Source organism: Agathobaculum butyriciproducens (assembly GCA_003096535.1).
Classification (GTDB): Bacteria; Bacillota; Clostridia; order Oscillospirales; family Butyricicoccaceae; genus Agathobaculum; species Agathobaculum butyriciproducens.
Window position 1 is genome coordinate 1 of sequence record QEKJ01000019.1, and the last position, 24,091, is coordinate 24,091.

General features: G+C 52.8%; 21 protein-coding genes, 2 tRNA genes and 1 pseudogene. 6 read left to right on the forward strand and 18 right to left on the reverse strand.

Annotation, left to right across the window (positions count from 1 at the left end; genetic code table 11):
* Positions 1-73: 73 nt before the first annotated feature.
* From C7386_RS11175 to C7386_RS11220, 10 genes are all read right to left on the reverse strand, one after another.
* Positions 74-166 carry a MutS N-terminal domain-containing protein gene (locus tag C7386_RS11175; RefSeq protein ID WP_116705572.1) on the reverse strand — a complete coding sequence of 31 codons (93 nt, stop codon included), beginning with the start codon at positions 164-166 and terminating at the stop codon, positions 74-76.
* 15 nt (positions 167-181) lie between these two features.
* Positions 182-1,579 (reverse strand): tRNA (N6-isopentenyl adenosine(37)-C2)-methylthiotransferase MiaB, encoded by a 1,398-nt coding sequence (miaB, locus tag C7386_RS11180; RefSeq protein ID WP_110436766.1) that lies wholly within the window; start codon positions 1,577-1,579, stop codon positions 182-184.
* Positions 1,580-1,591: 12 nt separating this feature from the next.
* Positions 1,592-2,260, reverse strand: coding sequence for a TIGR03936 family radical SAM-associated protein (locus C7386_RS11185; RefSeq protein ID WP_110436765.1), 669 nt, complete (start codon positions 2,258-2,260; stop codon positions 1,592-1,594).
* A complete protein-coding gene (locus C7386_RS11190; protein ID WP_110437222.1) occupies positions 2,253-4,103 on the reverse strand; it encodes a TIGR03960 family B12-binding radical SAM protein in 1,851 nt (616 codons plus the stop codon). Before C7386_RS11190 ends, C7386_RS11185 begins: the two co-directional genes overlap by 8 nt.
* Before the next feature lie 132 nt (positions 4,104-4,235).
* Positions 4,236-6,920: a heavy metal translocating P-type ATPase gene (locus C7386_RS11195; protein ID WP_116705573.1), complete on the reverse strand. Its 2,685-nt coding sequence runs from the start codon at positions 6,918-6,920 to the stop codon at positions 4,236-4,238.
* 5 nt (positions 6,921-6,925) lie between these two features.
* Complete coding sequence (locus tag C7386_RS11200; protein WP_459702508.1) at positions 6,926-7,300, reverse strand: ArsR/SmtB family transcription factor; 375 nt, start codon at positions 7,298-7,300, stop codon at positions 6,926-6,928.
* 152 nt (positions 7,301-7,452) lie between these two features.
* On the reverse strand, positions 7,453-8,376 hold the full coding sequence (locus tag C7386_RS11205) for an SPFH domain-containing protein (RefSeq protein WP_110436763.1): 924 nt from the start codon (positions 8,374-8,376) through the stop codon (positions 7,453-7,455).
* 12 nt (positions 8,377-8,388) lie between these two features.
* Positions 8,389-8,835, reverse strand: a complete 447-nt coding sequence (locus C7386_RS11210; RefSeq protein ID WP_116705574.1) for an NfeD family protein — start codon at positions 8,833-8,835, stop codon at positions 8,389-8,391.
* A 155-nt stretch (positions 8,836-8,990) separates the two neighbouring features.
* Positions 8,991-9,356: a DUF2752 domain-containing protein gene (locus tag C7386_RS11215; RefSeq protein WP_110436761.1), complete on the reverse strand. Its 366-nt coding sequence runs from the start codon at positions 9,354-9,356 to the stop codon at positions 8,991-8,993.
* A complete protein-coding gene (locus tag C7386_RS11220) occupies positions 9,356-10,960 on the reverse strand; it encodes an ABC-F family ATP-binding cassette domain-containing protein (RefSeq protein WP_110436760.1) in 1,605 nt (534 codons plus the stop codon). Before C7386_RS11220 ends, C7386_RS11215 begins: the two co-directional genes overlap by 1 nt.
* Before the next feature lie 182 nt (positions 10,961-11,142).
* Between C7386_RS11220 and C7386_RS11225 the strand changes: the two genes are divergently transcribed.
* Together C7386_RS11225 and C7386_RS11230 are read left to right on the forward strand one after the other, a co-directional pair.
* Positions 11,143-11,664: a nitroreductase family protein gene (locus tag C7386_RS11225; RefSeq protein WP_110436759.1), complete on the forward strand. Its 522-nt coding sequence runs from the start codon at positions 11,143-11,145 to the stop codon at positions 11,662-11,664.
* A gap of 123 nt (positions 11,665-11,787) precedes the next feature.
* A complete protein-coding gene (locus tag C7386_RS11230; protein ID WP_110436758.1) occupies positions 11,788-12,504 on the forward strand; it encodes an NAD-dependent protein deacylase in 717 nt (238 codons plus the stop codon).
* 192 nt (positions 12,505-12,696) lie between these two features.
* On the opposite strand, the gene C7386_RS11235 is transcribed toward C7386_RS11230, so the two are convergent.
* The 3 genes from C7386_RS11235 to C7386_RS11240 all read right to left on the reverse strand — a co-directional run bounded on the left by C7386_RS11235 (position 12,697) and on the right by C7386_RS11240 (position 15,772).
* Complete coding sequence (locus C7386_RS11235) at positions 12,697-13,989, reverse strand: O-acetylhomoserine aminocarboxypropyltransferase/cysteine synthase family protein (protein ID WP_110436757.1); 1,293 nt, start codon at positions 13,987-13,989, stop codon at positions 12,697-12,699.
* 146 nt (positions 13,990-14,135) lie between these two features.
* Positions 14,136-14,342 carry a hypothetical protein gene (locus C7386_RS13505; RefSeq protein WP_165815541.1) on the reverse strand — a complete coding sequence of 69 codons (207 nt, stop codon included), beginning with the start codon at positions 14,340-14,342 and terminating at the stop codon, positions 14,136-14,138.
* A 17-nt stretch (positions 14,343-14,359) separates the two neighbouring features.
* On the reverse strand, positions 14,360-15,772 hold the full coding sequence (locus C7386_RS11240; protein ID WP_110436756.1) for a glycine--tRNA ligase: 1,413 nt from the start codon (positions 15,770-15,772) through the stop codon (positions 14,360-14,362).
* Between the two features lie 281 nt (positions 15,773-16,053).
* On the opposite strand from C7386_RS11240, the gene C7386_RS11245 reads away from it, so the two are divergent.
* Positions 16,054-16,130 (forward strand) — tRNA-Ala (locus C7386_RS11245).
* A gap of 144 nt (positions 16,131-16,274) precedes the next feature.
* Positions 16,275-16,538 carry a DUF1653 domain-containing protein gene (locus C7386_RS11250; protein WP_110436755.1) on the forward strand — a complete coding sequence of 88 codons (264 nt, stop codon included), beginning with the start codon at positions 16,275-16,277 and terminating at the stop codon, positions 16,536-16,538.
* A gap of 92 nt (positions 16,539-16,630) precedes the next feature.
* Here the strand turns inward: C7386_RS11250 and C7386_RS11255 are convergent, their stop codons facing one another.
* Complete coding sequence (locus C7386_RS11255) at positions 16,631-16,927, reverse strand: ssDNA-binding protein (protein WP_195385563.1); 297 nt, start codon at positions 16,925-16,927, stop codon at positions 16,631-16,633.
* Positions 16,928-17,071: 144 nt separating this feature from the next.
* Entirely contained in the window at positions 17,072-17,242 is a 171-nt protein-coding gene (locus tag C7386_RS13510; protein ID WP_158577985.1) for a hypothetical protein, read from the reverse strand.
* Between the two features lie 191 nt (positions 17,243-17,433).
* Between C7386_RS13510 and C7386_RS11265 the strand changes: the two genes are divergently transcribed.
* Complete coding sequence (locus C7386_RS11265) at positions 17,434-17,610, forward strand: S24 family peptidase (RefSeq protein ID WP_110436752.1); 177 nt, start codon at positions 17,434-17,436, stop codon at positions 17,608-17,610.
* A gap of 367 nt (positions 17,611-17,977) precedes the next feature.
* Here C7386_RS11265 and C7386_RS13515 read toward each other — a convergent pair whose 3' ends face one another.
* The 3 genes from C7386_RS13515 to C7386_RS11275 all read right to left on the reverse strand — a co-directional run bounded on the left by C7386_RS13515 (position 17,978) and on the right by C7386_RS11275 (position 21,953).
* Complete coding sequence (locus C7386_RS13515; protein ID WP_165815542.1) at positions 17,978-18,154, reverse strand: hypothetical protein; 177 nt, start codon at positions 18,152-18,154, stop codon at positions 17,978-17,980.
* A 363-nt stretch (positions 18,155-18,517) separates the two neighbouring features.
* Positions 18,518-18,593: transfer RNA gene (locus tag C7386_RS11270), tRNA-Val, on the reverse strand.
* Positions 18,594-18,746: 153 nt separating this feature from the next.
* Positions 18,747-21,953 (reverse strand): MBG domain-containing protein, encoded by a 3,207-nt coding sequence (locus C7386_RS11275; protein ID WP_165815543.1) that lies wholly within the window; start codon positions 21,951-21,953, stop codon positions 18,747-18,749.
* Between the two features lie 999 nt (positions 21,954-22,952).
* Between C7386_RS11275 and C7386_RS11280 the strand changes: the two are divergent.
* A pseudogene (locus C7386_RS11280) lies at positions 22,953-23,946 on the forward strand (IS256 family transposase); the annotation flags it as partial.
* Positions 23,947-24,091: the final 145 nt, after the last annotated feature.

Here is a 24,091-nt window from a genome sequence, read left to right on the forward strand (position 1 = left end):
GCGTATATCGTTTGTTTGGTACTCCTTTTGGCATAGCAAAACACCCCACTTGTTAGATAGTATACCATACTGTCTAACAAATGGGGTGCAGTTCAAACAGAATGTAATCTTTATTTTTGTTTTTGATCTCAAAATACTGCTGCATCATGGGCGTCAGTTCAGCCATGTTCTTACCTCTTTCTTATAATTTGTGTGCAAACAGACAGCGAAGCGAGGTTTTCTCGATCTCTGCCTCGATAAATTCACCGATTTTGATATCGTCACCGCGCACGCACACGAGCAGGTTGCCCTCGGTACGGGCGGTAAACGGATATTCCGGTCCTTTGGCATTGCCGTCTACAAGCAGACGCAATTTTTTACCCTGATACGCCGTCTGCTTTTCAGCAACGATTTCATCCTGCGCCTTGAGCAGGCGCTCGAAGCGGCGCTGCTTATCCTGCGGCGTAGCGTTATCCTCATAGGAGGCTGCGGGCGTGCCCGTGCGAGGCGAATACAGGAAGGTAAACAGCAGATCAAACCGGGTATCCTGCACCAGCTTCAGGGTCTGCTCGAAATCCTCGTCCGTTTCGCCCGGGAAACCGACGATAATATCGCTTGACAGCGTAATATCCGGCATTTTCGACCGTGCATCCGCAATCAGCGATTTGTAGTGTTCTGCCGTATAGCGGCGGTTCATGCGGTGCAGAATCTCGTCGCTGCCCGACTGGAACGGCAGATGCAGCTGCTTTGCGACCTTGCCGCACTCCGCCATGGTGGAAAACAGCTTGGGAGACGCGTCCTTCGGGTGGCTTGTCATAAACCGCAGCCAGAAATCGCCGGGCACGGCGTTGAGACGGCGCAGAAGATCGGCAAAATTCACGTCAATGCCGAGATCCTTGCCATAGGAGTTGACATTCTGGCCGAGCAACGTAATCTCCTTGTAACCCGCCGCGACCAGCTCACGCAGTTCTTTCTCGATCTCCTCCGGTCGGCGGCTACGCTCTCTGCCGCGCACATACGGCACGATGCAGTAGGTGCAGAAATTGTTGCAGCCGTACATGATGGACAGCCACGCCTTTGCGCCCTTGGCACGCAGCACCGGCAGACCTTCGGCGATATCATCCTCGCCGCCGATGTCGAACACGCGCTTTTTCTCGGTCAGCACGCGGTACAGCAGCGACGGAAATCGCCAGAGCGCATGCGTGCCGAACAGAAGATTGACCTGCGGATAGCTTTTCTTAATCTTCTCGACGTTTTTCTCCTGCTGGGCCATGCAGCCGCACATTGCAATAACAATGCCCGGGCGCTCCTTTTTCAGATGGCGGAGTGCGCCGACGTTGCCGAACGCACGATCCTCGGCATGCTCACGCACAGCACAGGTGTTGAACAGAATAAAATCTGCCTCGTCGGGCGTATCGGTCATTTCGTAGCCCATTTCGGACAGCATGCCGCGGATACGCTCGGTATCCGCCTCGTTCTGCTGGCAGCCGAACGTATGCGTATAGGCTTTGGGGCGCTTGTCCCCCAATAGGCGGGCTACTGCGTCAATATAGGTAAACTGCGATTGCAGCTGTTCTTCGGAAACATTCTGGGTTGCCATGAAACTCTCCTTTTATCGAAATGGAGTGCCGTCAGAAGTAAACACGTTCATGCGGTGGTACGCGCTGAACGGAATCTCGTACTGCGGCAGATACTGCCGAATGGCACGGGTCAGATATTCCGGACTCATGTTGTTATTGCCGGCAGCGGTGGTGACAACAGCGGTCACCTCATCAGGGCCGTCAGTAACGGTCAGATCGCGCATCAGCTCACGCATATTGACCGTCTTTTCGCCGCGCTTGGAACGCTTGACGATCTCGACCATGGGGCGGCGGAACAGATTGCGCACATCGTCGGCAAAGCCCTTGGGCGTACCATCCTCAAAACCCCATGTGATGCGGTACTGCGACCATTCAATTGAACCGACCTTCATGCCGCCGTCGGCAAGCGGGTAAATCTCGATTGCACGCAGGCCCTCGGGAAATACATCATTGAGCGCTTCCACCGCATTTTCCGGCACGGCTTCTGCCGTGATATTGAAATCCAGAAATTCGCACTCGCCGGAGTAGCCGGTCGAGAGCGGCAGCGCCACCGAAACGTAGGCGTGCTGATTGAAACCCTCGGTGAACCACAGCGGCATCTGGCAGCGTGCCATCGAACGCTGCATAGCGTGCATCAGATCAAGGTGAGAGATATACTTGGCTCTTCCTTCTTTGGCAAATTTCATTCGAGCCTTAAACATGGCACTTGCCTCCCTTCAGCAGAGCGCTTGCGCCGCAGCCGGCACACTGGTGCATACAGTCCGGCGTGATAGCCGCTTCGCGGGAACGCTCCCACTCACGCTTGAGATGCTCCTTGCGCGTGCCGCAGCCGATGTGATCCCACGGGAACACCTCGTCCATCGGACGCTGACGAGATGCGTAGAACTCTGGATCGAGTCCGCAGTCGCGAAACGCCTGCATCCACTTGTCAAAGTCGAAGCACTGATCCCAGCCGTCCATCTTGCAGCCGCGCTGCCACGCCAGCAGAATCGCCTTGCCCTGACGGCGGTCGCCGCGTGCAATAACGCCCTCGAGCACCGAGGTCTCGGCATCATGCCAGTTGTAGGTGACATTCTTGGTTTTCATGACCACCTTGAGGTGCGCCTGCTTCTCGCGGAACTGCTCGAGCGTGTCCTGCGCGTCCCACTGGAACGGGGTCTGGGGCTTGGGCACAAAGCACGAAGCCGACGCTGTGATACGCACGCCGCGCGCACGGTTGGGCGTGTTCTCACGCCAGCAATAGGCGACCTTTTTGCAAATGTCGGAAATGCCGTCCAGATCCTCGTATGTCTCGGTCGGCAGACCCATCATGAAATAGAGCTTGACGTTATTCCAGCCGCCTTGAAAGGCAATCTCGCAGGCATGTAGTACATCCTCCTCGCGGATGTTCTTGTTGATAACATCACGCAGGCGCTGCGTACCGGCCTCACATGCGAACGTCAGGCCGCTTTTGCGGGTTTTCTGTACGCGCTCCATCAGTTCGGCGGAAAAGCTGTCCGCACGAAGAGAAGGCAGCGACAGGCTGATATGCCGCGGCTCACAATAGTCGAGCATGCACTCGGTCAGACCGGACAGCTCACCGTAGTCACTGGTAGACAGCGAGGACAGAGAGATTTCCTCGTAACCGGAGTTCTTGAGCACCGCCTGCGCCTGCTTGAGCAGCACTTCCTTGGACTTGGTGCGCAGCGGACGATACGTGTGGCCGGCCTGACAGAATCGGCAGCCGCGCGGACAGCCGCGGAACAACTCGATCATCGCACGGTCGAACACAATATCCGTCGAGGGCACGACGAAGGACTCCGGATAGTACATGGTATCCAGATCCTTGACGATGCGCTTCTGCACGAGTGCGGGTGCGCCGTGTGTCGGCGTAACGCTCTCAATTGTGCCGTTCTCGTGGTACTTGACCTCGTACAGCGAAGGTACATACATGCCCTCGATCTGTGCTGCCGCAATCAGGAATTCCTGCTTAGACCAGCCTTCGCGCTTGGCCTTGCGGTACAGATCGGTAAATTCCAGCATGATCTCCTCGCCGTCGCCGATCATGAACAGGTCAACGAAGTCAGCCAGCGGCTCCGGATTGTAGGCACACGGACCGCCGCAGGCTACAATATGCTTGAGTTCGGTACGGTCCTTTGCCAGCACCGGAATACCGCCGAGATCCAGCATATTCAGAATGTTGGAAAACGACAGCTCATACTGCAGCGTAAACGCGATAATATCAAAGTCATAAAGCGGATCACCGCTCTCCAGACCATACAGCGGCAGACCGGCCTCGCGCATTTCAGCCTCCATGTCGATCCATGGCGCGCAGACGCGTTCGCACCAGATGCCCTTCTGATCATTGAGCAGGCCGTAAAGGATACGCGAACCGAGGTGAGACATGGCAACCTCATAGGTATCCGGAAAACAGAACGCAAATCTCAGATCGATGTTCTTTTTATCTTTCATCACCGAGCCCCATTCACCGCCGACGTAGCGTGCCGGCTTCTGTACACGGGACAAAATGGCTTCCATCTTTTTATGCAAGACGTATTCCTCCATTTTCATTCATACAGATTATTGTATCATATCCTTCCGAAAAAAACCATACTGTTTTTGACTGTTTTCGCGCAGAAAGTACACAAAACAAAAAAGAAACGCGAAGAAAGCCTTTACACTTTCTTCGCGTTTTGCTTATTCCTCTGAAATTTCCGGCTTACTGCCGAGCAGTCGGGACGTATTGAACACAGTCAGCGCCGTGAGTACGGCATCAACGACAACTGCCATCCACATCTGCGCCAGACCGATCAGCGCCAGTACAGCAAGTACCAGCTTGATGGCGGCCAGCAGTGTCAGATTCTGCATTGCCACTCCGTGTGTACTCTTGCAGACCTGAACAGCTTCGCCGAGACCGCTCAGATCATTTGCGGTAATCAGTACATTCGCCGCATCCGCTGAATAGCGGGAGCCGCGCGTGCCCATTGCCACACCGACATCAGCCATCTTGAGCTGCTCGATATCGCTTACGCCGTCGCCGACATAGGCGGTCGTACCGTCTGTCGGAATCGTGCGCATCATAAAGTCCAGCTTCGCTTGCTTTTCCTCGGGCATCAAGCTGCAGTGAACGGTATCGATACCGGCGGCATTTGCAATTCGCTGGGTTGGTGTCTCAGCGTCACCGGTGATAAGTACAGTACGCTCAACGCCCTGATCCTTGATCTTCTTGATCGCGTCAGCAGCGGACGGACGAACCGTATCCTCCAATTCAATCACGCCGATGTGCTCCCCTTCACAGGCGATGTAAACAACCGTGCCGTCGATATCCGGCAAGCCCTTGACACCGCGGGAGACCATCAGCTTTCGGTTGCCTACCAGCAGAACGTGATCACCGATACGGGCGCGCACGCCGCGGCCCGGGAATTCCTCGAATTCCTCGATCTTCGGCAGCTTTTCCCGGCATGCACTTACGATTGCGCGTGCAACCGGATGCTGCGAAAGCTGCTCGGCTGCTGCGGCAAGTGCCAGACAGTTCTTTTCGGAGAACTCCTGCGTGGGATAAATCTTTTTAACCTGCAGATTGCCGGTGGTCACTGTGCCGGTCTTGTTGAATACGACCAGACGCAGATCTGCAGTCCGTTCCATCGCTTCGCTGCCCTTCATGTGAACGCCTTCGCTCTCAAGTCGGCCGCCGCCGCATACAAAAGCAAGCGGTACAGCCAACGCCAGTGCGGTCGGACAGCAGGCGATGAGAAGCGTCAGTCCGCGATATACCCAGCCGGTCATATCCGAACCGGGCATGAACAGCGGCGGAAGTGCGGCTGCCAGTACGGCAATGACGATCACAACCGGAACCAGGCGCTTGGCATTACGCTGCGCACTGTTTTCCAACGCTGCCTTGTGTTCGGCAGCTGCATTCTGTACGCGGCGAATCTGACGAACCGCGCAGTCCTCGTAGCGCGAGATCACACGAATCAGCATCAGAGAGCCGTTATACCGGCTGCCTGCCAGCACACGCGTATTCTTATCAACTGCCATCGGCACGTTTTCGCCGGTAAGCACGCTGTCATCCACCGTGCCGTCTCCGCGAAGCACAACACCGTCAATCGGTACGCGCTCACCCGAGTGCACCAGAACCAGCTCGCCCAGACGGATATCTGCCAGCGGAACCTGACGCTGTTCGCCCTTCATGTTGACGACCGTTGCCTTTTCCGGCATGAAATCATGCTGCTGCGGCAACGCCTGATAGGTGGATGCCAGAACGATATCACCTGCGATTTTGCCAATCTCGAACAGGATGAGCACAACCGTTGCTTCTGCACGGCTGCCGAGCGCGAATGCGCCGATAGACGCTATTAGCACGAGCAGATATTCATCGAAAAACGAGCCGTGTGTCAGATTGGTCAGCACACGCGCTGCAATCGGCAGCGCTGTGATCAAAAACGCCAGCAGGCAGAGCGGCAATGCCGCGCTCGAATCTCCCATTGCGATTCCGGCCACAAGAACGATTGCCGCGGCAGCCAGCCGTGCACCTACACTCTGCATATCCAGCCGTGTCATCGGCTGATAGGTCACTTCAGCACCTTCCTGTATACGGCGTGCATTTTCTCGCCGCAGACGGGTCTGCTCACGCCGACGCATTTTCGCCCGGTACTGTGCCTTCTGCACGAAATTCATACCGGTGGTATCGTCCGCGTCCTCCGGAGCTTCGATTACTGACGGTTCCGGCTTCTTTTCCTCCGGCTTTTTTTCATCCTTTGGTTTAGGCTTCTCCTTAGGTGCGGATTTTGCCTGTTCCTTTTTCTCCGCCTTGTCCTTTTCATGGTTTTTCAGTTTTTCTTTTAGCTTCTGCAGCCTGTCCGGCTTTTCCTCTATGATAGGCTCGAATTCCGCTTCCTCTGATTGTTCTTCCTCAGGAAGCTCGTCCTCTATACCTTCGTCGTCAAATTCCGGTTCGTCCCAGTCGCCCTCGTCTTCGGTCTCATCCGACGAATCTTCTTCTTCGTCAAATTCGTCTTCCGAATTTTCCGGCGATTCCTCAGCTGCGTCTGATTCCTCCGAGGGCTTTGCAGGCTCAGCTGCCGCCGCTTCCTCGGGCGGCGTTTCCGCCTCCGGAGATTCGCTTTCACTTTGGTGCGATGTATCGGCTTCCGGCTGTTCTGCATTCTTGTCCGGCGGCTCAGGCTCGCCGGGCGGCGCTGATTCTTCTTTTTCAGGCAGTTTTTTATTCTCTTCGGGTTTAGGTTTTTCCGGAGCGGCAAACAGCTGCGCTACTGCCGAATTTTCCAGATCCGCTAAAATCGAATCGACCTGTGCTAAAATATCTTCCGCCGTTGTCTGGTCCTTCTTCTGTTCCGAATCAGGGCGGTTATTTTCGCTCATTCCGTTTATCCCTCCTGCACGTGCGCGATTCCCTGTGCCAAAATGGTCTGAATATGATCATCGCACAGCGCATAGTATACTGTTTTTCCGTTTTTTCGACTCTTGACCAGCCGCGCCTGCTTCAAAAAACGAAGCTGATGCGATATCGCGGACTGGCTCATGTTCAGCAGCGATGCAATATCGCAGACACACAGCTCCGCGGAAACGAGCGCCGCCAGTATCCGCAAGCGGGTCTTGTCGGAAAACGCTTTGAAAAAATCTGATGCGGCTGTAGTGATCTCCTCTGCCGGCATTGCGCTGCGCGCTGCCATAACTGCATCTGTATGGACGATATGCTCCTCGCAGCACTCCAGTTCTGCGTCTGTATGCTTTGCCGACAATTTGATCCCTCCCGCAATATGTGCATATCTATTCAACTTATGATAACATTCCAGTCCACTTCTGTCAAGAATCGAGTCGGACACAAATGACAATTTTGCGTGCAAAAAAGTCCTGCAGGCCGGATACGGTCTGCAGGACTTGAACGCAATTTTTACTTTTCGGGCTGTTCACGCTTCGGATCGGTCATAACTTCCTTGAATGAAGTTGCCAGACCCGCAAGGCTCTGAATCTCGCTCGGGATGATGATCTTGGTTGCCTTGCCGTCGGCGGCGCTGCTGAATGCCTCGAGAGATTTCAGCTTGATAACCTGCTCGGTCGGTGCCGCTTCATTCAGCAGAGTGATGGAGTCTGCCAGTGCCTTCTGCACGGTAAGCAGCGCTTCCGCTTCACCTTCGGCCTCCTTGATCTTGGCAAGGCGATTTGCCTCTGCAGCAAGAACAGTTGCTTCCTTTTCGCCTTCAGCCACCAGAATCGCGGACTGCTTTTTACCTTCCGCTACCAGAATGGACTCACGGCGTTCGCGCTCGGCCTTCATCTGCTTCTCCATAGATTCCTGAATGGCAGCCGGCGGAATGATGTTTTTCAGCTCCACGCGATTTACTTTAATGCCCCAGTCATCGGTCGCTTCATCGAGGATGGAGCGCATTTTGGTGTTGATGATATCGCGGCTGGTCAGCGTCTGGTCAAGCTCAAGATCACCGATGATGTTTCGCAGTGTGGTTGCAGTCAGATTTTCGATTGCCGCCATCGGGCTTTCGATACCGTATGCAAACAGCTTCGGGTCGGTAATCTGGAAGTACACGACCGTGTCGATCTGCATGGTTACATTATCCTTGGTGATAACCGGCTGCGGCGGGAAATCGACTACCTGCTCCTTGAGGGTTACCTTGCGGGCAATGCGCTCAAACAGCGGCACCTTGAAATGCAGGCCGGTGCTCCATGTGTCACGGTAGGTACCGAGACGCTCGATAACATACGCCTTCGCCTGCGGCACGATCACGATATTGCTTGCAATGAACGCGATGAGCAGAACAATCAGCACAATCCAGATGATGGGTACAATAATATAATCCATGATAACGCTCCTTTACAGTTGGTTCGGTTTTACAATCGCCTTGACGCCGCGGATCTCCACAACCGTGACTCTTGTCCCGATTGCAATTTGCGCGTCAGTCGTACTGCGGGCTGTCCAGATCTTTCCGTTGATTTTCACCGCACCGGTCTCCAGAACATTGTCAATCGGTTCGGTAACAACGGCAGCCTGTCCGATGATACGATCTGCGTTGGTTGCCTGCTGCCGACTGCCGAGAAAACGGCGGCAGAGCGGACGCACCAGTACAAGCAGCAGCGCGGAGAACACGATGAACACAATCCACTGCCCCATCAGTCCGACCGAAAGGCTGGCTGCAATGAGTGCCGCGACACCGCCGGCAGCGAACCAGATGCCGCACAATGTGAGTGTAAACGCCTCTACCGCTACACTGATGATAATGACAGCCAGCCAGACATACAGGCTGTCAATTCCAAACATCATAAACTATCCCCTCCTTTGGCAACAGTATAGCATGTGCATACGAAAAAGTACAGCAAAACCCGATCAAATTTCCGGCTAATCTTTGCATATTGCACAAAATGTCGAATAAAACAAAATCCGCTCGAACCGTGCAGTACAGTTCGAGCGGGAAATCTTCAAAAAATCAGCGGGTCATGCAGCGCGAGACGTATCAGCCAAATTGCGATATCCAGCACGATAACGCTCCACAGCAGCACGCGCTCGAGGTTTTTGGAGCCGAAAAGCGGCTTTTTGCCAAACAGCGCGTACAAAACGACCGGCGGCAGCACGAAAACCATCGGGTGAAACCGCAGTGCCGTACGAAAGTCCAGTCGGAGCAGAGCGGCAAGTGCGCGGCTCAGTCCGCAGCCGGGACACGGCACACCGGTCAAGTATTTGATCGGACAGTTCCAGCCGAACAGCAGCGCCGAGGCATATGCCAACGCACCCAGTATCAGCAGCACGAGCAGGCCGTTCAGACCGCGCCGAAAGCGCTCCGGCATCAGCCCTTGTAGGTCTCGCGGAACTCGAGGAACTCGTCATAGGTGCATTCCTTGTCCAGAACGCCCTTTTCACGAATTTCGATAATACGGGTCGCAATGGTCTGCACGAACTCGTGGTCGTGGGAAGCAAACAGCACGGTGCCCTTGAAATCACGAACGCCGTTGTTGACTGCGGTGATGGATTCCAGATCAAGGTGGTTGGTCGGCTGGTCGATGACGAGCACGTTCGAGCCGAACAGCATCATGCGCGCCAGCATCAGGCGAACCTTCTCACCGCCGGACAGTACGCGAACCGGCTTGTAAACATCGTCGCCGGAGAACAGCATACGGCCGAGGAAGCCGCGCAGTGTGGATTCCAGTGTATCCGTGCGGGAATACGGCGCGATCCAGTCGAGCATATTCTCCTCGTGGCCCTCGAAGAACTCGTTGTTGTCCTTGGGGAAATAGCTCTGCGAGGTGGTGACACCCCACTTGAAGCTGCCCTCATCCGGTTTCATCTCACCCATAAGAATCTGGAACAGCGTAGTCATTGCCAGCTCGTTATCCGAGATGAACGCAATCTTGTCACCGCGGCGCACGATGAAAGATACGTTGTCGAGCACCTTCTCGCCGTCGATGGTCTTGGAGATGCCGCGCACCTCGAGAATGTCCTTGCCTGCCTCACGGTCCGCGTCAAACGCTACCCACGGGTAACGGCGGGACGAAGCCGGCATTTCCTCGACGGACAGCTTGTCGATCAGCTTGCGGCGGCTGGTCGCCTGACGGGACTTGGACTTGTTTGCCGCAAAACGCTGAATGAAGTTCTGCAGTTCCTTGATCTTTTCCTCGTTCTTGCGGTTCTGATCCTTGATCATGCGCTGAACCAGCTGAGAGGACTCATACCAGAACTCGTAGTTGCCGACATACAGCTTGATCTTGCCGTAGTCGATATCAACAATATGGGTACATACATTGTTCAGGAAATGACGGTCATGCGATACAACGAGGACGGTGCCCTCAAAATCGGCAAGGAAGTCCTCCAGCCAGCGGACTGCCTGAATATCCAGATGGTTGGTAGGCTCGTCCAGCAGCAGGATATCCGGCTTGCCGAACAGTGCACGCGCCAGCAGCACCTTGACCTTCTCGACGTCACCGAGGTTCTTCATCTCGGTGTACAGGATGGCATCTGCATCCAGACCCAGACCGTTCAGCAGCTGGCTGGCCTCGGTCTCGGCGTCCCAACCGCCCATTTCAGCAAACTCGGACTCCAGCTCGGCAGCCCTGTTGCCGTCCTCCTCGGTGAACGGATCCTTCATGTAGAGCGCATCCTTTTCGTGCATGACCTCAAGCAGACGCTCGTTGCCGCCGAGAACCGTGTTGAGAACAGTCTCCTCGTTGAAGGCAAAGTGGTCCTGCTTGAGTACGCTCATACGGGTCTTGGGCGCAATCGAAACCGTGCCGGTGGATGGGTCCAAATCGCCGGACAGAATGCGCAGAAATGTAGACTTGCCTGCACCGTTTGCACCGATAACACCGTAGCAGTTGCCCTGGGTAAATTTCAGGTTTACATCTTTGAACAGCGGCTCGCCGCTGAAGTTTAAGCTAAGATCGCTGATAGTGATCATGTAAGAGATTCCTCCCGCATTATTTTTCAATTAGAATCAGTATACCACATAAACCGCTGTTTTCACAGATAATTTACAGATGCAGCCGTATTTTTGTTCATGTTGTCTTGAAACGACACCCAGAATGCTATATACTATATTTATAAATATCAATCCCTATTTGTTTCAGGAGGTTTTTCCCTATGTCTAACCTGATGAAAGTTATCAAGTCTCGCCGCTCTACGCGCGCGTTCAAGTCCGAGCTGCCGCCGAAGGATCAGATCATGCAGATTGTTGAAGCTGCCGAGTGGGCTCCCTCCGGCATGGGCAAGTATCTGTGGCACTTTACCGTTGTTTACAGCGCCGAGAAGTCGCTCAAGCTGGCTCGTGCCGTCGCTGAGGCAGACAATCGCGGTCCGCAGTACAATTTCTACGGTGCGCCGGTCAACATTATCATTTCCTACAAACGGGATGAGCACCACGCTCTGGTAGACGGCGCTGCTGCAATGGAGAATCTGCTGCTGATGGCTACCGAGCTTGGCCTCGGCTCCTGCTGGATCAACCAGCTGCGCGAGACCTGCGACGTGCCCGAGGTTCGTGCACTGCTGACTGAGTACGGCGTACCGGAGGACCACATCGTTGTCTGCTCCGCTGCAATTGGCTACATCGAGAAGGAAACGCCGGCAAAGCCGCGCCATGAGGGCTTAGTTTCGATTACCGAATAATCGAAATAATGGAAAATTGAGAATTGAGAATGGAAAATGCCGCTATTCTTGCGTGCATTAAATTATTCGGCTGTGCCAAATACCTTAATTTTCAATTCATTAGCGACGAAAGGAGCTAATATCATGGATGAGAAGATTGCTAAATTAAAAGAGTGGATCGACGGCAGCGACAACATTGTCTTTTTCGGCGGTGCGGGCGTATCGACCGAGAGCGGCATTCCGGATTTCCGCTCGGTGGATGGTCTATACAACCAGCAGTACAAGTACCCGCCGGAGACCATTCTCAGCCACACGTTCTTTTTGAGCGAAACTGAGGAGTTTTATCGCTTCTATCGGGCGAAAATGCTGGCTCTTGATGCAAAGCCGAATGCGGCTCACCTCAAGCTGGCCGAGTGGGAACGCGAGGGCAAGTGCCGTGCCGTTGTAACGCAGAACATCGACGGTCTGCACCAGAAGGCAGGCTCGAAGGAAGTGCTTGAGCTGCACGGTTCGGTGCTGCGCAACTATTGCATGCGCTGCCGCAAGCCATATCCGGTTGAGGATATCGCCAAGGGCACCGGCATTCCGCGATGCTCCTGCGGCGGCATTATCAAGCCGGATGTCGTGCTGTACGAGGAGGGACTCGACAGCTACACGATCAACAAGAGCGTAGACTACATCTCCAAGGCTGATATTCTGATTATCGGCGGCACATCGCTGGCTGTGTATCCGGCCGCTGGTCTGATCGACTATTACCGCGGCAATAAGCTGGTTTTGGTCAATAAGTCCCCTACTCCTGCGGATCGCCGTGCTGATCTGGTCATTCACGCGCCAATCGGCGAGGTTTTCTCGCAGCTGTAAAAATAAAGCTCCCTTTTCCGGTTATATAAACTGCAAACCGAAAAAGGTGGTATTATGCCGATTGATAGAATTGCACTCATTTTTGCCATCATCGAGGGATGAAACTGCTGTACAGATAGGAAAAGACCCGCTTTCAGCGGGTCTTTTCTCGTCAAATGGTAAGAGGTAAAATAGGAATACGCGATATTCAGCTTAGTTGAATGCCTGCTCGAGGTCAGCCAGAATATCATTGATATTCTCGGTGCCGATGGACAGACGGATGGTGCCCTGATGGATACCCTGATCCTCCAGCTCCTCTGCGGTCAGCTGCGAGTGAGTGGTGGTTGCCGGATGGATGACCAGGCTCTTAACGTCAGCAACATTTGCCAACAGAGAAAAGATCTGCAGCTTGTCAATGAACTTAAATGCTGCTTCCTTTCCGCCCTTGATATCGAAGGTGAAGATGGATGCGCCGCCGTTCGGGAAGTACTTCTCGTACAGAGCATGATCCGGGTGATTCGGCAGAGACGGATGGTTCACATGCTCAACCTGCGGGTGATTGGTCAGGAACTCAACAACCTTCTTGGTGTTCTCAACGTGACGCTCGATACGCAGAGACAGAGTCTCAGTGCCCTGCAGCAGCAAAAATGCGTTGAACGGAGAAATGGTAGCACCGGTATCACGCAGCAGGATAGCGCGGATGTAGGTTACGAAAGCAGCAGGACCAACTGCATCTGCGAAAGAGATGCCGTGATAACTCGGGTTCGGCTCAGCGATCGGTGCATACTTGCCGGATGCCTTCCAGTCGAACTTGCCGGAATCAACAATGATGCCGCCGAGGGTCGTGCCGTGGCCGCCGATGAACTTGGTAGCAGAGTGAACAACGATATCAGCGCCGTACTCAATTGGACGGATGAGGTACGGGGTACCGAAAGTGTTGTCGATTACGAGCGGCAGACCGTGCTTGTGCGCAACCTTTGCGATAGCCTCGATATCCGGAATATCGGAATTCGGGTTGCCGAGAGTCTCGATGTAAACCGCCTTAGTATTGTCCTTGATAGCGCCTTCCAGTTCTTCCAGATTGTGTGCATCAACGAAGGTGGTCTCAACGCCGAACTGCGGCAGAGTATGTGCCAGCAGGTTGTAGCTGCCGCCGTAGATGGTCTTCTGTGCTACGATGTGGTCGCCGGCCTGAGCAAGTGCCTGAATGGTGTAGGTAATCGCTGCGGCGCCGGAAGCGGTAGCCAGAGCGGCAACACCGCCCTCGAGTGCTGCAATGCGCTTCTCGAACACATCCTGCGTGGAATTGGTCAGACGACCGTAGATATTGCCTGCGTCAGCCAGACCGAAACGGTCAGCCGCATGCTGGCTGTCATGGAAAACGTAAGAAGTGGTCTGGTAGATCGGAACTGCACGGGAATCGGTAACCGGATCAGCGGTCTCCTGACCGATGTGCAGCTGCTTGGTTTCAAAGGACCAGTTTTCGGTATTCTTGATAGTTGCCATGATAATAATCTCCTTTTTATATACATGTTTGAAGTGATTGATTCGTTTCGTGTACTAAAAAGAAGGTTCACATTCGCCCAAATCGGAAATTCGAGCGGAGCAGCTTTTCAAAGTAGTATCGCATAACCGCGTCTCCTAAATTCATATTATTTCACTGGGATTGCTATGATTATACTAAACTCCCCCTCTTCTGTCAACCCTTTCCGACAAACTTTTTTCGTTCCGGCAGATTGCCCAATTTCCGATGGTCCAATCCCTATTTTTTCGATAGGTTTTGGGGTGGTGTTTCCTGTTCGCCATCCAAATAAAAGAAAACCGCCGCACAGGGATTGTGCAGCGGTTTTGATGATCAATGTTCAGCAGCGAAAAATCAGAACTCGATCTTCTTTGCGATATAAGCAGCAACTTCCTCAATCTTGATGCGCTCCTGCTCCATAGTGTCACGGTCACGAACGGTTACGCAGCCATCCTGCTCGGTCTCGAAATCGACGGTTACGCAGTACGGCGTACCGATCTCGTCCTCACGGCGGTAGCGCTTACCGATAGAGCCTGCATCGTCAAAATCAACAGAGAACTGCTTAGCCAGCTCCTGCCAGATCGGCATAGCCTTGTCGGTCAGCTTCTTGGACAGCGGCAGTACAGCAGCCTTGAACGGTGCCAGAGCCGGATGCAGACGCAGAACAGTACGAACATCGTCCTTGCCGTTCTTGTCCTGACCTACGACTTCCTCGTCGTAAGCGTCGCACAGGAAAGCCAGTGCAACACGGTCAGCACCAAGCGAAGGCTCGATAACATACGGAATATACTTCTCATTTGCTTCCTGATCGAAGTATTCCATCGAAACACCCGAGGTGTTCTGATGCTGGGTCAGGTCGAAATTGGTGCGGTCGGCAATGCCCCACAGTTCGCCCCAGCCAAACGGGAACATAAACTCGATATCGGTGGTAGCGTTGGAGTAATGAGACAGCTCCTCCGGATCGTGGTCGCGCAGACGCAGGTTCTCGTCCTTCATGCCGAGAGACAGCAGGAAGTTGTGGCAGTAATCCTTCCAGTACTTGAACCACTCAAGGTCGGTGCCCGGCTTGCAGAAGAACTCCAGTTCCATCTGCTCAAACTCGCGGGTACGGAAGGTGAAGTTGCCCGGAGTAATCTCGTTGCGGAAGGACTTGCCTACCTGACCAACGCCGAACGGAATCTTCTTACGGGTGGTGCGCTGGATATTCTGGAAGTTTACGAAGATGCCCTGTGCGGTCTCCGGACGCAGATACAGCTCGTTCTTCGCGTTCTCGGTAACGCCCTGGAAGGTCTTGAACATCAGATTGAACTGACGGATGTCGGTCCAGTTGTGCTTGCCGCAGGTCGGGCATGCGATCTCATGTTCGTCGATGAATGCCTTCATCTCAGCCTGGCTGAGTGCGTCAACACTCTTGCCGAGATCGTAGTTGTTCTCAGCACACCAGTCCTCAATTACCTTGTCGGCACGGAAACGCTCCTTGCACTCCTTGCAGTCCATCAGCGGGTCAGAGAAGCCGCCAACATGACCGGAAGCAACCCAGGTCATCGGGTTCATCAGGATCGCGGAGTCAAGACCTACATTGTACTGGCTCTCCTGCACAAATTTCTTGCGCCATGCTGCCTTGACGTTGTTCTTGAACTCAACGCCGAGCGGACCGTAGTCCCAGGTGTTTGCAAGACCGCCGTAAATCTCCGAGCCGGAGTATACAAAGCCGCGGCCCTTGCAGAGCGCTACGATCTTTTCCATTGTTTTTTCGCTGTTTTTCATGTTAAATTCTCCTTTTGGCACAGCTGGCTGCTGCACGCTGTTTTTGCTTTGCACCGGAAAAAGTGCTTGACATGAAATTATTCTACCGTTATAATTAATCATTGTCAAGAGTAGTTTAACGAGTTAAACGAATAGAATTCGGTTTGATCAGTAAATTGCTTGCGAGAAGCTGACATTAAGGCGATTCGCTCAGTTGGGAGCGGAAGCGGTACAGAAAGCAGTCCCCGTTCTTCCCTGTTCAGTTGAGTTTGCTCAAAACGCTTTTCTTGACACATATATTCGGGCTTGTAGCTCAGTTTGGGAGAGCGTTCGGTTCGCATCCGAGAGGTCGAGGGTTCGATCCCCTTCAAGTCCACCATAATGCGAAGATACAAACTTTTTTTCATAGTTCGGAATGTTTTCGCATTAACCATCAGAATAGAGCACACCTGATTGCGGGTGTGCTCTTTTTCTTTGCCCTCCTCTCTGTTATAATAAAAATATAGGATTGGAGGAAATATGAATGGTTTCAAGAAAAATTTTTGTCGGTGAAAAATACTTGCACTTTAAGAACAAGCTGTATCAGGTACTCGCTATCGCCACGCACACAGAAACCGGCGAACCGCTGGTGATCTATCAGGCGCTCTACGGCGACTTCAAAATTTATGCGCGGCCGTATGATATGTTCGCCTCCGAGGTGGATCACAAGAAGTACCCTGATGTTACGCAGCGTTTCCGCTTTACTCATGTAATCTTTGACGGAGATACGCCGAAGGCAACTGAATAAAAACAGCCCCTCCAGGAGCCAGCATAAAACCAGTTCTCGGAGGGGTTTCGCTTTACTCCTGCATAGCCTCGGCAGGCTTCTTCACAAGGTCCTCACCGTACTGATACCGCGCCCAGACCGAAGCCTACGCCGCGGTTGCCGGAAGCGTCATACGGGAAGAAGTTGACGGTCACGCGAGCATACATACCGGAGTAAACATCGGTCGGCAACAGGTCGGCATGGACGTTGGAAATATGCACGCACTGCGGCTTCTGCTTGTGACCCAGTGCCCCTTGCACTCCCAGGACGAACGGCTCACCGGACGGACGGGTGCCGTCGCCGCCGCAGATAACCAGATAGCGTATCTGCAGACGTTTTCCCTTCCACAGCTCCTTGACGTCGTATCCCACAGAGCGGTCAGCTGCTCGAGCTACTCCTCCGTCCAGCAGAAGTAAAGACGCTTGCTCGGCTTGATGCCGCAGCTGTGCTTCCCGACTGCAGCCAGATTGGCTGCGAAATTGTTGTTTTACATTGAATCTTCTTTCTTGTGTATTTTATCGTACAATGCCAATACGCCGCTTGACGATGTCGGTCGCAACGTCGCCAAGATAGTACATCACGCGATGCTCGCCGGACACTCTCGGTGCGCCGATTATGCGCTTGGCTTTGTGCTTGTCAGTAAAACCGTAGATTTTTGCGACTTGCTCCAGTGTCAGCAATACCATGTTCGAATACATCCGCATCAGGTCGTTCTTGCCCCCCTGACGGAGTTCCTGATAGGTTCAGGCGTTTATGTTTTACACCTCCTTGTGTGATTTATAATCACGCAGGTGGTACACTAATTACAACCAATCGAATGTTTGATGTAAAGTAAGGGTGTTTGTTCTGACATTAGGAGAAAGAATCAAAAGAGAAAATGGTCGAAGTTCCCGACACCTATCTCAAGGGCCGCAAGCCGGAGGATTTCTGCGCTATGCATGTCCGCGGTGGCAGTATGTATCCTGATTTCCGTAATGGTGATATCGTGCTGGTGCTCAAGCAGAACACCAGGGAACCACAGCGGCGAGATCGGAGTCATCAGCTATGGCGATGACGAAATGACCATCAAACGCATCAACTATGTTCAGAGCTAGGATTGGCTAGAGCTTGTGCCCCTGAAACCCGTCTCACCCGCCCAGACGGATCGAGGGCACCGACCCGGAAAGATGCCGTATTATCGGTATCCCGCGCGTACTGATACGCGAGTTCTAAATATAAAAATTACGCCCACCGGCTGCAACCGATGAGCGTTAGCGAGTGCATTCTACCCTCTTATTTTACAACCAAAGATGTTTTACAATAAAAACAAACACATCAGACGGATGTTTCCGCAAAACGTTTACCTATAATGGCAAGCGGTACTCCGTCCGGGTAAAGACCGCGCGCGATCTCTGGCACAAGGTCGAGGAAAAGAGTAGCGGCTATCTTTTTACGCAGCCGACTACCGGCAGACCGCACACCGAAACGTCCATGAAGCAGATGTGGCGCTCGTTCAAGCAGGCACTTGATCTCGATATGGGCGCACAGATGGCCAGCGGCGCAATCGACCCGGAAACGTCGTTGTGGCTGATGATCTCACGCCGTACTGCCTGCGGCATACATACGCGACTGATTTGCAGTCCGCCGACGTGCCGATCAACGTTGCAAAGGACTTTCTGGGCACAAGTCGATTGCCATGACGTCGCATATTTATACGCACCTCTCCGATGAAGCGTTCACGAACGCCTCGTTAAAGGTGCTCAGTTTTGCGACCGAGAGCAGGAAGAAAACGCAGAAAAAAGTCGTCTCTATCCATTGATTTTTGCTCCCACACTTAGTCCCACATCCTGCACCCGTAAAAACCCCAAAAAAACCGCATTCACACAAAAACAAAAAAAGCGCCGCTTCCCTTGCGACACTGTAAAAAATTCAAATAAACAGAGAAAAAGCTCCCAAACCACAATGTTTAGGAGCTTTTCGTTTGGTGGAAGTTACAGGGCTCGAACCTGTGACCCTCTGCTTGTAAGGCAGATGCTCTCCCAGCTGAGCTAAACTTCCATCGGGTCGTTGTCGTCTCATCCCTGACGACTTGTTTAGTATATAACAGAATTACGAATCTGTCAACACATTTTCTGAAAAAATTCCAAAAAATTTTTAGACCCGAAAATTTACGCCGCGCACAGCGTTCTCCGACATGCGCGGCGTAATGTATTATCGTTCCATCTTTTCACAGAACCTCATCAGCATTGCCGCGACCTGTGCGCGGGTGGCATTCCCATGTGGATTCAGTCTGCCGTGTGAACCGTTGACGATTCCGTTCGCTGCCGCCCATCGCATAGCATCGACCGCGTAGGCGCTGACGGTATCTGCGTCTGCAAAGGCATCCAGTGTGCCGCTGGCTTCAGGGACATCCGCATAGCGGTACAGCATGGTGACGAGCTGCTCTCGTGTAATGCCGGCCTCCGGCGCGCGGCCATCCGAAATGCCTGCCGACTGCGCCCACGCCATGCCCTTCTCGTACCAGTTTGCACCGCCGGTCGTATCCGCACCCGCGTACCGTGCGAGAATCGTCATCAGCATACCGCGCGTGGTCGTGCCATCCGGCGAGAACGCATCCGTACCTGTGCCGCTCATCAGACCCTTTTCCACAACACAGCGTACGGCATCGGCGTACCACTCGGTTGGCTTGACGTCATCGAAGCTCACATTTTGAGCAGGCTGTCTCTCGAAAATAGGTGTAAGCGTGACATTGCACGCAGGCATGACGAATGTAAACCGACCGTCCTTCTCCGTCACTGCGACCGGCTTGCCGCTCTGGTCGGTAACCGCGATTGTTTTGAGCGCATAGCCTTCCTTTGGCACAGCTTTAATCATCACTGTGCTGCCTTTGGCTGCGTTTTTCGGTGTGATTGAGACCTCGCCGTGCTCGCTCTTAGCCGCAGTCACCGCACCGGTCGGCGTGCGGACCGGACCGCCGCCGCCACTGCCGCTCGTTCCGCCACTCTGCTGAGCAGTGAACACCGGTGCTGCAGTCTGCGTGCCGTTCAGTTTAGTAAGTGCTTCCTCCGTCAGCGTCGTGTACGTTTTATCACCGATTTTCCACCCGTCAAACGTGTATCCGCGCTTACTATCGGTCGGAAACGCCGTTCCGATATCTCCCGCGCCGTAAACGTTGGTCTGCGCACTGCTGTCCGCAAACACGAACGTGATCTCCGCGCGGCGCATATCCACTGCGGAACGGTCGATCGTGTACGTCACGCCATGGATGGTCAGCGTATCGCCCGCGGCCACGGCATCCGGCGCAGAAACCGTGATCGGCTCGGTCGCAAAGCCGGTCAGTCGAATCGTCAGGCCGTCGATTACGGCAGTAACGGTACTCGGCGTGACAGTTGCCGTCTCGAGCGCCTTCTTGATCTGAAACGAGAAGGTTTGTGCCTCGGGCAGCACATAGTTGCCCGCCTTTCCGCCTGCCAGAGCGACCGCACGTGCGGTGTACTCCCCGATTTCGGTCCGGCTGCCGTCCTCGATTATGACAGTAAGCGCATCTCCGTTCACCGCGCCAATCGCTTCTGCCGTGACCGATTTCGGCGTACTATCATAATAGAAAATACTCTCGCTGTTCCATTTTATCTCAACAGGCTTCGGCTGTACGGTCAACACGCCGTTTTCGTATGTAATTTTGTAATTTTCAGCTTGTGCATTCATCGGGATAATCGTGTAAGTTCCAATATCGCTAAACTGCGCATAGTCAAACGCATAGTGCAGACCCGAAAGCACAGTTTCGTTCTCATTATTCACGAATCCGTTGATTTCCACACCATTATCACTTAACGTTTCCCCATAGGTTATGGTTTTATCCTTGGCACGAATACACAGCGGCGCTTTTTCAATATGAAACCGAACCGCTTGCGAGGTTGCGGAAGCCGTGCTGCTCGTTTCCGATGCATACGCTTCCACCCAGTAAGTTCCAGCGTTGATCGGCGCACCATCCAGCTGATTGCTCTTTGCACCGTTGCTGTCGGCGTAGTAGCGATATGTCGGCGCGGACGTGCCCGAGCAGGTCAGATTGCTCTCGCTGTACGGCAGACCGGTATAGACTGCATCCTTCGCGCTTACAATAAGTTCGACCGCTTTCGGCAGGATTTTACCCTTTACAGTGCAGTTTTCGTCCTCTAACGTGTAATTTTTATTCGTAAGTGTAACTGTAACCGTCACGTCCCACTCGCCAGCTTCGGCAGATGCGTACCGTGTTGAGAGCGTGTAATCCGTGCCCTCGCTCAGTGCCGCGCCTTCCGGAAGATTGCTGAACGCCAAACCGCTAATCCGTGCATCATCATCGCGTCCGTTGCATGTCTTGTCCGCGACTTTCAGCGCTGTTGTATCCAAGGAAATCGTGCGCTTATTGATTGTAAAACTGCCGACATTCACCCGTTCGACCGCAGAAAAGTTATCACTCGATGCAATCCCGACCGCCACGTTGTAAGTTCCGGCACGAACCGGCAAAGCTGTGCTGTCGTTGTACCAAACTGTGACCTCGCCAACGCCTGTTCTCGTCCACACCGACGCCTCACACGGCTTGCCGTCGTAGGTCGAATCAACAGGCAATGCAATCTTGTAATCGGTGTCCTTTTCGGGTGTTTTCGGTGTGATTTGGAATGTTTTCTCAACTTTTCCGGTATAATTTTCCTTGCCGGTAATTGTCACCGTTCCTGCACCGCAGTCTCTGTTATTGGTGTAAGAAAGTTCGTAATCTACGTTGATTTTCAACGTTTTATTGTCTATTGCGATGATTGGCTTGGGATTATGCTCGACTCCGTCATACACATACTCGGTCTGCTTCATATCAATCTGCGCGTCTGCAATATCCCGCGGAGTAACTTTCAGCGTGCCATTGGCATAGCTGATTGCGTAATTTTTCGTCTTATCTGTACCGTTTCCGCATATTTTTGCATTATGTGGTACATTTTCTGCATTTCCTGCATTCGTCTGCGTGCCGGAAACCTTCACCTCGATGATTTTGTCGCCGGGCACCAGTTTGCCTGCTGTGTATCCATCTTTCACCAGAGGTTCGCCATCGTACACTTTCTCTGCACTTTCCGCCGTAATTGTCAGCGGTTTCGGCTGAATTTCTGCAGAAAACTCCTCGCTTTCCACAGTGTACTTGCTGTCTTCCGACATAAATTTGAGCCGATATTTGTCCCCGACATTCGGGACGGTTTCACCGTTTACGACCTCGAATGTGCCGGAAAGTTCGGTGCCGTTCAGCGTTGCACTGCAACCGGAAACATCAACCATTTCATTCCAGGTCTGGCCGTATGTGCCGGTGGCCACTGCAGACCAGTTAATAACCGGGGTTTTCTCTGTGTTTTCTTCGGCTGAGCACAAAACGATGTCAAGTTTCTCAGGTGTAATCTTCATACATGAAGCCGTCAAGTGATAGACAGCTCCTGATTTTGCAAATCTTGTGACGTACATAAACCATTGACCGCCTTCTGTCCTGAAAGAAACTCCATCCAGTCCGTCAGACGAAACCGCAGTTCCATCCGCAGTATTCAGTTCAATATCACAAGACGCCTCTGAATTGACCGTTTTATCCTCAAAAAGCGCATCTGCCGTATAAGTATCCCGACATGGCTCATCATTAGTTGGAATCGAAACAGTAATCGACTTTTCAACTACAGGTGTACCATTTCGATTGATTCGGATTGATGTAGTTGGTTGAGCCTTTCTACATATCCGTTCCGGATAAACCGCATTCTGATAAGTGCCGTCGGCCGCTCCCGCAGGAACGACTACCATGCCGAGCGCCATCGAGAGCGCCAAGACCACCGAAAATGCCGTTTTAAGACGTTTCACGTTTTCCTCCTGACCCGCAAGCTGGTATTTGACGATTGCGTGCGCTTTGTTCACTGCACTCTGCACAATTTTTCGCAGAGAACACATATATTTTTATTCAGCTTACCATGAGGTTTCATATGCGTCAATGTTTTAATCGACAAAATTCGACATATAATATTCATCATTTTCCATAAAGGCACAGCCAGTCGTTAGTCTGTTTCTTTGTGTCTACTCCGCTTATACAGTGAGCCTTTCATCGGCAGAATATTCATATTTGCATATTTATGTTATTATCTTAAAAGCGACTACTAATTCTCTATTATGGCATTTCCATATATATATTGTCTGATGTTTTTCGTTTAATAACTATACGTTCATTTATCTGTGTTTCGCATAAATATTCTATAAGTGCAAAAAGCTCCGTGAAGCTTTCCACAGGGCTACGCCGTTGATGAGTAATAATAAGACGAAAAACACGAGCGCTGTATATTAATTTTACCCGACAGTTTAGTTTCTCCATAAATCCATGCTATTCTTCCTGATTCATATGATAAGGTACAATAAGTTGCGCAAATTGAAAACCTCACCACGACCTCCGGTAATGTCACGCTCCACATGACGCGGCTCAAGGGCGTGTCCTTCGAGACAGCCATCATCGAACGGTATCGCTGCCGGGAGAGCAGCGTGGAGGAAGCGCTCATCGAGATGTATCTGGCAGGCGTTTCCGTGCGCCGTGTGGAGGACATCACCGAGGCGTTGTGGGGCAGCAAGGTTTCGCCCGCTACCATCAGCGAGCTGAACAAGAAATCCTATGTCCACATCGAGGCCTGGCGGAACCGTCCGTTACAGGGCGGACGCCATCCATACGTCTACGTGGACGGTATCTACCTGCGCTACCACTGAGGCGGAGAGTACGAAAATGTAGCTATTCTGGTGGCAATCGCCGTGAATGAGGATGGTTTCCGTGAGGTTTTGGGAGCTGTCGAGGAAATGAAGGAGGCCAAGGCCAGCTGGGTCAGCTTCTTCCAATGGCTCCGCGGCCGCGGTCTGGACGGCGTGAAGCTCATCGTCGGCGACAAGTGCATGGGGATGGTGGAGGCCGTGGGCGAGGTGTTCCCGGACGCCAAATACCAGCGCTGCACGGTGCATTTCTATCGCAATGTTTTCTCTGTTGTACCTAAATCCAAGGTCAAAATTGTAGCAAAAATGCTCAAGGCGATCCAGCCAAAAGACGCCCCGCGACAAGGCTAAAGCGGTCGTTGCCGGACTGCGCGCCATGAAGCTAAAGGAGGCTGCCAAGAAGGTCGAGGACGGCATTGAGGAAACTCTGATCTACTGCGATTTTCCCAGCGAGCATTGGACTCGCATCCATACCAACAACGTGATTGAGCAGCTGAATCGTGAAATCCGCCGGCGTACCCGTGTGGTGGGAACATTTCCTGACGGCAACTCTGCTCTGATACTGGTCTGTGCCCGGCTTCGCCATGTGGCGGGCACGCAGTGGGGCAGCAAAAAATATATGAACATGAAGCACTTGGAGACGGCGCTGGACGACGCCTTTATTGCCGGTTGACTTCATTCAGCCGGAGCCTGCAAATAATTTTGCGCATAAATCTTGACGGGACCGAATCTATTAGATGCACGCATGTGATATAATCTTGGCCACGCATTTTGTCAATTCATATACAGATCTTTGTCGAAATCATAGATGCTACCGC

Coding starts and splice junctions, on each gene's coding strand:
- C7386_RS11175 (WP_116705572.1), bottom strand. CDS start 166: ATGGCTGAACTGACGCCCATGATGCAGCAGTATTTTGAGATCAAAAAC.
- C7386_RS11265 (WP_110436752.1), top strand. CDS start 17,434: ATGGTCGAAGTTCCCGACACCTATCTCAAGGGCCGCAAGCCGGAGGAT.
- C7386_RS11220 (WP_110436760.1), bottom strand. CDS start 10,960: ATGATCACTATCAGCGATCTTAGCTTAAACTTCAGCGGCGAGCCGCTG.
- C7386_RS11205 (WP_110436763.1), bottom strand. CDS start 8,376: ATGGATTATATTATTGTACCCATCATCTGGATTGTGCTGATTGTTCTG.
- C7386_RS11190 (WP_110437222.1), bottom strand. CDS start 4,103: ATGGAGGAATACGTCTTGCATAAAAAGATGGAAGCCATTTTGTCCCGT.
- C7386_RS11215 (WP_110436761.1), bottom strand. CDS start 9,356: ATGCCGGAGCGCTTTCGGCGCGGTCTGAACGGCCTGCTCGTGCTGCTG.
- C7386_RS11275 (WP_165815543.1), bottom strand. CDS start 21,953: ATGAAGATTACACCTGAGAAACTTGACATCGTTTTGTGCTCAGCCGAA.
- C7386_RS11235 (WP_110436757.1), bottom strand. CDS start 13,989: ATGGCAACTATCAAGAATACCGAAAACTGGTCCTTTGAAACCAAGCAG.
- C7386_RS11225 (WP_110436759.1), top strand. CDS start 11,143: ATGTCTAACCTGATGAAAGTTATCAAGTCTCGCCGCTCTACGCGCGCG.
- miaB (WP_110436766.1), bottom strand. CDS start 1,579: ATGGCAACCCAGAATGTTTCCGAAGAACAGCTGCAATCGCAGTTTACC.
- C7386_RS11250 (WP_110436755.1), top strand. CDS start 16,275: ATGGTTTCAAGAAAAATTTTTGTCGGTGAAAAATACTTGCACTTTAAG.
- C7386_RS13510 (WP_158577985.1), bottom strand. CDS start 17,242: ATGGTATTGCTGACACTGGAGCAAGTCGCAAAAATCTACGGTTTTACT.
- C7386_RS11185 (WP_110436765.1), bottom strand. CDS start 2,260: ATGTTTAAGGCTCGAATGAAATTTGCCAAAGAAGGAAGAGCCAAGTAT.
- C7386_RS13515 (WP_165815542.1), bottom strand. CDS start 18,154: ATGCCGCAGGCAGTACGGCGTGAGATCATCAGCCACAACGACGTTTCC.
- C7386_RS11240 (WP_110436756.1), bottom strand. CDS start 15,772: ATGAAAAACAGCGAAAAAACAATGGAAAAGATCGTAGCGCTCTGCAAG.
- C7386_RS11210 (WP_116705574.1), bottom strand. CDS start 8,835: ATGATGTTTGGAATTGACAGCCTGTATGTCTGGCTGGCTGTCATTATC.
- C7386_RS11230 (WP_110436758.1), top strand. CDS start 11,788: ATGGATGAGAAGATTGCTAAATTAAAAGAGTGGATCGACGGCAGCGAC.
- C7386_RS11195 (WP_116705573.1), bottom strand. CDS start 6,920: ATGAGCGAAAATAACCGCCCTGATTCGGAACAGAAGAAGGACCAGACA.